Raw genomic sequence first — 7,144 nt, 5'->3', positions numbered from 1 at the left:
ACCGTTTCACCCCGCTTTGCCCCGCCCCACCGCACGGCCGGCCGCCGAGCGACCCAGCCCACCGCCGCAGAACCCGGAGAACGAGATGACCGCCGAGCCCCACGCTTCGACCCCACCGCAGGCTGACGACAGCGCCGCCGCGGCCCGGATCGCCGACCTGAGCGACCGGCTTCGGGAGCTCTCGGCCGCGTACTACGGGCGGGACACCTCCCTCGTCGCGGACGCGGAGTACGACGCGTTGCTCGCGGAGCTCGCCGCGCTGGAAACGGAGCACCCCGAGCTGATCGCCGAGGACAGCCCCACGCGCACCGTCGGTGCCCCCGCCGAACTGTTCAGCCCGGTGACGCACGCGGAGCGCATGATGAGCCTCGATAACGTGTTCTCCGACGAGGAGCTCGCCGAGTGGCTCGCGAAGACCGCGGCCGAGGCGGGCAGCACGGTGCGCTTCCTCTGCGAGCTCAAAATCGACGGGCTCGCGCTCTCACTCCGCTACGAGCGGGGCCGCCTGGTCTCCGCCGCGACCCGCGGCGACGGCGTGACGGGGGAGGACGTGACCGAGAACGTGCTCCAGATCCCCGCGATCCCGCACCGGCTCGCCACGGACACCCCGCCCGAGCTGGTCGAGGTGCGCGGGGAGCTCTTCTTCCCGCTGGAGACGTTCCGGGCGCTCAACGAGACCCGCGACCGGCTGAACCTCGCCGCGCAGGCGGCCTACGAGGAGGCCCTGCGCACGAATCCGAAGGCGCGCAAGCCCTCCGAGGAGAAGCGCTTCGTGAACCCGCGCAACGCGGCAAGCGGATCCCTCCGGCAGAAGGCCGACAAGAAAAACGCGCAGCAGCTGCGGCTCATGCGCGAGGCGCTGTCGGGCCTGGAGCTCACCGTGCACGGCACGGGGGCCTGGCCGGACCGCACGGCCGAGACGCAGTCCGAGCGCTACGAACAGCTCGCGGGCTGGGGGCTGCCCATCTCCGCGCACTTCCGCGTGGTGGCGACCGCCGCCGAGGTGCGCGAGTATGTTGCCGAGTTCGGCGCGAAGCGGCAGGGGCTCGCGCACGAGATCGACGGCGTCGTCGTCAAGGTGAACTCCCTGGAGCAGCAGCGCGAGCTGGGGGTCACGAGCCGGGCCCCGAAGTGGGCCATCGCGTTTAAGTACCCGCCCGAGGAGGTCCGGACCCGCCTCGTCGACATCCGGGTCGGCGTGGGCCGCACCGGACGGGTCACGCCCTACGCCGTCGTCGACGCCGTGTTCGTCGCCGGGTCGACCGTGCGCCAGGCCACCCTGCACAACCAGGAGGTCGTGCAGGCGAAGGGGGTGAAGATCGGCGACACCGTTGTGCTCCGAAAGGCGGGCGACGTGATCCCCGAGATCCTCGGGGCGGTAGCGGAGCTGCGGGACGGCTCCGAGCGCGACTTTGTGATGCCCGCGGAGTGCCCCGAGTGCGGCACGCCGCTCCGGGCCATGAAGGAGGGCGACATTGATCTGCGCTGCCCGAACGCGCGCAGCTGCCCCGCTCAGGTGCGCGGGCGAGTCGAGCACATCGGCTCGCGCGGCGCGCTGGACGTGGAGGGGCTCGGCGAGGTCGCCGCGGTCGCCCTCACCCAACCCGTGCGCCCGGAGCGCGCCCCGCTCACCGACGCCGACGGCCGGGTCGGCGAGGCCGGGTTGTTTGCGTTGAGCCTGGAACTGCTGTTCCCCGTGGACACCGAGGTGCTCGACCCCGAGACGGGGGAGCCGAAGCGCGACGAGGAAACGGGGGAGGCGCGCATCATCGCCCCCTTCCGCCGGAAGCGCGAGGAGAAGAAGGGCGACCCCGCCTTCGATCCCGAGGGCCCCTTCTTCGGCACGGTTGACGAGGTGCCCTCCGCGGGCGCGATCAAGCTGCTCGAACAGCTGGAGCTGGCGAAGGAAAAGCCGTTCTGGCGGTTCCTCGTCTCGCTGAATATCCGGCACGTTGGCCCGGTGGCCTCCCGCGCGATCGCCGATCACTTCGGCTCGCTCGACGCGATCGAGGCGGCCACCGCGGAGGAACTTGCCGCGGTGGACGGCGTCGGCCAGACGATCGCCGAGTCGCTGCTCGGCTGGCTCGACGAGGACTGGCACCGCGAGATCATTGCCCGCTGGCGCGCCGCCGGGGTTCCCTTCCGGATTCCCGGGCACCCGGGCGTGGGCCAGCAGGCCACGGGCGGGGTGCTCAGCGGGCTCACGGTCGTCGCCACGGGCACGCTCGACGGCTTCACCCGCGAGAGCGCGAAGGAAGCCATCATCTCCGCGGGCGGGAAGGCCGCGGGCAGCGTCTCCAAGAAGACGGACTTCGTTGCCGCGGGACCCGGCGCGGGATCCAAGGCCGCCAAGGCCGAGGAGCTCGGGATCCGCCTCCTGGACGCCGCCGAGTTCGCGATCCTCGTCACCGCGGGTCCGGACGCCCTGCCCCCGCGTGCTGACGCAGCGCCGGCCGAGGCCGCGGGAGACACGGGGGCATGATCGCCCGGCTCCCCCGGGGCACGGTCGCGGCGTTTCTCGCAGCGATCGCGCTCTGGGCCATCCTGAGCCTGATCGAACCGGGACCGGTGCCGTCGCCGTTTGGTCGCGGCGGAAACGGCGGCGAGATGCCGACGTGGCTGCTCGGGGCGATCTCGGTCACCCTGATGGTCGCGGTCGCCACCTCGCCCGAGTTTGTGGCCGGGAAGCGGGACGGCTCCGGCGCCGAACGCGCCCGAATCCCGGCGCCGGGCTGGTACTGGCCGATGATGGTCGGGGCACAGCTGATCTGCCTCGTGTTCGCGTTGCCCGCCGTCCTGTCCGGCCCCGGCACGCACTGAACCGGGGGCCGTGGAGCGCCCCGAGACGAGAACGGGGGCGCGGCACCGGGCGGGTCGGTGGCACAGCGGTAGACTGGAGCCAAACCGTTGACTTATCCCGTGGAGCAGCATGCCTGAGACCAGCACCTCCGGTGCCGGGGAGATTACCGCGGAGACCGTCCAGCACCTGGCCGGCCTCGCGCGCATCGCCCTCACCGATGACGAAGTGACCACCCTGACAAGCGACCTCCAGCAGATCGTGCAGAACATCGCCAAGGTGAGCGAGGTGGCGACCCCGGATGTGCCGCGGACGAGCCACCCGTTCCCGCTCGTGAACGTGACGCGGCCCGATGTGGTTGCCGACGTGATCACGCAGGAAGAGGCGCTGCGCAACGCGCCCGCCGTGACCGACGGCCGCTTCCAGGTGACCGCGATTCTCGGGGAGGAGCAGTAATGGGCGCGTCAGCAACGCACACCGAGCAGATCGTCCGGCTGACCGCCGCGGATCTCGCCCAGAAGCTCGCCGCGCGCGAGCTCAGCGCCGTGGAGGCCACGCAGGCCCACCTGGACCGCATCGCGGCCGTTGACGGCGACCTGAACGCCTTCATCCACGTGAACGAGGGCGCGATTGACGCGGCCGCCGCAATCGACGCCCGCCGCGACGCGGGCGAGGAGCTGCACGAGCTGGCCGGGGTTCCGGTCGGCATCAAGGACGTGCTCGTCACGACCGACATGCCCTCCACCTCGGGCTCGCGCATCCTCGAGGGCTACCGTTCGCCCTTTGACGCCACCCCGGTCGCGAAGCTGCGCGCCGCGGGCATGATCGCGCTCGGGAAGACGAACATGGACGAGTTTGCCATGGGCTCCAGCACCGAGAACTCCGGCTACGGCATCACCCGCAACCCCTGGAACCGGGACCGCGTGCCCGGCGGTTCCGGCGGCGGCTCCGCGGCCGCGGTTGCCGCCTTCGAGGCGCCCCTGGCGCTCGGCAGCGACACCGGTGGCTCCATCCGACAGCCCGCGCACGTGACCGGAACGGTCGGCGTGAAGCCCACCTACGGCGGCGTGAGCCGCTACGGGGCCATCGCGCTGGCGAGCTCGCTCGACCAGGTCGGCCCCTGCGGTCGCACCGTGCTCGACACGGCCCTGCTGCACGACGTGGTCGCTGGGCACGACGCCCACGACTCCACGTCGATGCCCGTCGAGTGGCCCTCGATGGCCGCCGCCGCCCGCGAGGGCGCCGCTGGCGAGCCGCTCAAGGGCCTGAAGGTCGGCATCGTCAAGCAGCTCGTCGGCGACGGCGTGCAGGCGGGGGTTCGCGCCCGCTTCGAAGAGACCGTGGCGTTGCTCACCGCTCAGGGCGCAGAGATCGTTGAGATCGACGCGCCGAACTTCGAGTACGCCGTTGCCGCGTACTACCTGATCCTCCCCGCCGAGGCCTCCAGCAACCTGGCCAAGTTCGACTCGGTCCGCTTCGGTCTCCGCGTGGAGCCCCAGGGCGGCGGCACGGTCGAGCAGGTCATGAGCGCCACGCGCGCGCAGGGCTTCGGCCCCGAGGTGAAGCGCCGCATCATCCTCGGCACCTACGCGCTCAGCGCGGGGTACTACGACGCGTACTACGGTTCGGCCCAGCGGGTGCGCACCCTGATCCAGCGGGACTTCGACGCCGCCTTCGAGCGCGTCGACGTGCTGATCAGCCCCACCGCGCCGACCACCGCGAAGCCCCTCGGCCAGACCGAGAGCGACCCGATGGCGGAGTACCTGAACGATGCCACGACCATCCCCGCGAACCTCGCCGGTCTGCCGGGTATGAGCCTGCCGATCGGCGTCGCCGAGGAGGACGGCCTGCCGGTCGGCCTGCAGATCATGGCACCGGCCCAGGCCGATGACCGCCTGTACCGGGTGGGCGCCGCGATCGAGCGGCTCATTGAAGACAAGCACGCCGCGCCGTTCTGGTCGCTGGCCCCCGCACTTGGAAAGGCGGCCGAGTAATGGCTCAAGCCAAACTGATGGACTACGACCGCGCGCTGGAGCTGTTCGAGCCGGTGATCGGCCTCGAGGTGCACATCGAGCTCAGCACGAAGACGAAGATGTTCTCCTCCGCGCCGAACGCCTTCGGCGACGAGCCGAACACGAACCTGACCCCGGCATGCCTGGGGCTCCCGGGGGCCCTGCCCGTCGTGAACGAGCAGGCGGTGCGCTACTCGATCAGCCTGGGCCTCGCCCTCGGCTGCGAGATTCCCGAGTCGTCGAGCTTCGCCCGGAAGAACTACTTCTACCCGGACATGACCAAGAACTATCAGATCTCGCAGTCGGACGAGCCCGTGGCCGTCGACGGCTCCGTCGAGGTCGAGCTGGACAACGGGCGCGTGATTCACGTCCCGATCGAGCGCGCGCACATGGAGGAAGACGCCGGAAAGCTGACCCACCAGGGCGGCTCGACCGGTCGGATCCAGGGCGCATCCTCCTCGGTGGTTGACTACAACCGTGCCGGGGTGCCCCTCGTGGAGATCGTCACCCGCCCGATTTTCGGTGGCGAGGCCGAGACCCCGGAGATCGCCGCGGCGTACGTCTCGACGATCCGGGACATGGTGATCGCGCTCGGGATTTCTGACGCGCGCATGGAGCGGGGCAACCTGCGCTGTGACGCGAACGTTTCCCTGCGGCCGCGGGGCAACGAGGACGCCGGGATGAGCGTGCTCGGCACGCGCACCGAGACGAAGAACGTGAACTCGCTGCGCTCCATCGAGCGCGCCGTTCGCTACGAGATCCAGCGCCAGGCGCAGCTGCTCTCCGAGGGCGTCGCGATCACGCAGGAGACGCGGCACTGGCACGAGGACACGGGCGCGACCTCTGCGGGCCGCCCGAAGTCCGACGCCGACGACTACCGCTACTTCCCGGAACCCGATCTGATGCCCGTGGTGCCGGACCGTGCGCTGGTGGAGGAGCTGCGCGCCGCGCTGCCCGAGCACCCCACGCTTCGCCGTCGTCGCCTGCGCGCCGACTGGGGCTTCACGCAGTTGGAGTTCCAGGATGTCGTGAACTCGGGTCTGCTGGAGGCCGTCGAGGAGACGGTCGCCGCCGGAGCCGGAGCGCAGGCTGCGCGGAAGTGGTGGACGGGCGAGATCGCTCGGATCGCGAACGACCGCGGCGCTGAGGTCACGAGCCTCCTGACGGGTGCCCAGGTGGCCTCGGTGGTTGCGCTCGTTGACGCGGGCACGCTGAACGATAAGCTCGCGCGTCAGGTGATTGCTGGACTTATCGAGGGCGAGGGCACCGCCGAGGAAATCGTCGAGGCCCGTGGCCTTGCGATCGTCTCCGACGACGGCCCCCTGATCGAGGCCATTGACGCGGCGCTCGCGCAGCAGCCCGATGTTCTCGCCAAGATTCAGGACGGCAAGGTGCAGGCCGCAGGCGCGGTCATCGGCGCCGTCATGAAGGCGATGCGCGGTCAGGCTGACGCTGGCCGGGTGCGTGAGCTCGTCCTGGAGCGCGCCGCTTCGGCGGAGTAACCCCGCAACGCCCAGTGCCTGATCCCGGCCCGCTCCGACTCGTTCGGAGCGGGCCGGTGTCGTGTTAGCGAGCATGATCGCGCGCGGGGCTCCGGCCCCGGGTGCGGTGCCTGACGCCGGTGCGTCTCCTGCCGAGCGGGCGCGGGGTGCGATTCCAGTCGAGCCGCTCGGGCGGGATCAAATGCGGCAGCTCGCGAATCATTCGGATCGTCCAGCGGTGCTCCGCGCCGAGGCCGTCGCGCGCGTGTTCGTGGATGCGCCGGTGGTGGAAGCGACACAGTAGCACCCCGTTTTTCACATCGGTGGGCCCGTTCAAATTGTGTTCGCTCCACGGAATCACGTGGTGAGCGTCGCAGTCCGTGGGCGGTGCGTCGCAGCCGGGCCAGACGCAGCCGCCATCCCGGGCAGCCAGGGCGAGCTTCTGCGCCGGGGTGAACAGCCGTTGCGCGCGCCCCTGCGCGAGGACGGCACCGGTTGTTCCGAAGATCGTGATCGCATGCTTGCCGTCGCAGAGCTCCCGGAGCGCGGTCTCCGCGGAGAGCGGCGCGAAGATGCCGTCCGCCCAGGCCGGGCCGGTGCCGTCCTGGAGAGATTCGGCGCTGACGTGAATGTTGACGAGGGTGCTGGCCCCCGTGGCCACTCCCGCGTTGCGCTCGGCGAGGTGCGCGCGAATGCCGTCGATGAGGCGGTCCAGGGTGCGCTGGGCGGGGGTGCGGTCGTCGGGGGTGGGGTCGGTGCTGGTGCCGCTCGGGCCTTTCGTGTCTGCGCCGGTGACCGGTTCGAAGCGCACACCGGTATGAGTCAGGGTTCCTGCTTCGGGGTCAGCGACGTCG

General features: G+C 70.9%; 6 protein-coding genes. 5 read left to right on the top strand and 1 reads right to left on the bottom strand.

Going from position 1 to position 7,144, the window contains the following annotated elements; translation table 11 throughout:
• Nucleotides 1-85: 85 nt before the first annotated feature.
• The 5 genes from ligA (at nucleotide 86) to gatB (ending at nucleotide 6,311) form a co-directional block, all read left to right on the top strand.
• Entirely contained in the window at nucleotides 86-2,482 is a 2,397-nt protein-coding gene (gene ligA / locus OOT08_RS01040) for an NAD-dependent DNA ligase LigA (RefSeq protein ID WP_325090733.1), read from the top strand.
• Nucleotides 2,479-2,820: a hypothetical protein gene (locus tag OOT08_RS01035; protein WP_325090732.1), complete on the top strand. Its 342-nt coding sequence runs from the start codon at nucleotides 2,479-2,481 to the stop codon at nucleotides 2,818-2,820. The genes ligA and OOT08_RS01035 overlap by 4 nt, the downstream gene beginning before the upstream one ends.
• A 109-nt stretch (nucleotides 2,821-2,929) precedes the next feature.
• A complete protein-coding gene (gatC, locus tag OOT08_RS01030; RefSeq protein WP_325090731.1) occupies nucleotides 2,930-3,253 on the top strand; it encodes an Asp-tRNA(Asn)/Glu-tRNA(Gln) amidotransferase subunit GatC in 324 nt (107 codons plus the stop codon).
• On the top strand, nucleotides 3,253-4,791 hold the full coding sequence (gatA, locus tag OOT08_RS01025) for an Asp-tRNA(Asn)/Glu-tRNA(Gln) amidotransferase subunit GatA (RefSeq protein WP_325090730.1): 1,539 nt from the start codon (nucleotides 3,253-3,255) through the stop codon (nucleotides 4,789-4,791). Before gatC ends, gatA begins: the two co-directional genes overlap by 1 nt.
• Nucleotides 4,791-6,311, top strand: a complete 1,521-nt coding sequence (gene gatB, locus OOT08_RS01020) for an Asp-tRNA(Asn)/Glu-tRNA(Gln) amidotransferase subunit GatB (protein WP_325090729.1) — start codon at nucleotides 4,791-4,793, stop codon at nucleotides 6,309-6,311. Before gatA ends, gatB begins: the two co-directional genes overlap by 1 nt.
• A 64-nt stretch (nucleotides 6,312-6,375) precedes the next feature.
• Here gatB and OOT08_RS01015 read toward each other — a convergent pair.
• A partial coding sequence (locus OOT08_RS01015) for an HNH endonuclease signature motif containing protein (protein ID WP_325090728.1) occupies nucleotides 6,376-7,144 on the bottom strand: 769 nt, incomplete at its 5' end.

Origin of the sequence: Leucobacter sp. M11 (assembly GCF_035726885.1) — a bacterium.
GTDB lineage: Bacteria > Actinomycetota > Actinomycetes > Actinomycetales > Microbacteriaceae > JAPFRB01.
This window is presented reverse-complemented; position numbering and strand designations above follow the sequence as displayed.

Coding starts and splice junctions, on each gene's coding strand:
- ligA (WP_325090733.1), top strand. CDS start 86: ATGACCGCCGAGCCCCACGCTTCGACCCCACCGCAGGCTGACGACAGC.
- OOT08_RS01035 (WP_325090732.1), top strand. CDS start 2,479: ATGATCGCCCGGCTCCCCCGGGGCACGGTCGCGGCGTTTCTCGCAGCG.
- gatC (WP_325090731.1), top strand. CDS start 2,930: ATGCCTGAGACCAGCACCTCCGGTGCCGGGGAGATTACCGCGGAGACC.
- gatA (WP_325090730.1), top strand. CDS start 3,253: ATGGGCGCGTCAGCAACGCACACCGAGCAGATCGTCCGGCTGACCGCC.
- gatB (WP_325090729.1), top strand. CDS start 4,791: ATGGCTCAAGCCAAACTGATGGACTACGACCGCGCGCTGGAGCTGTTC.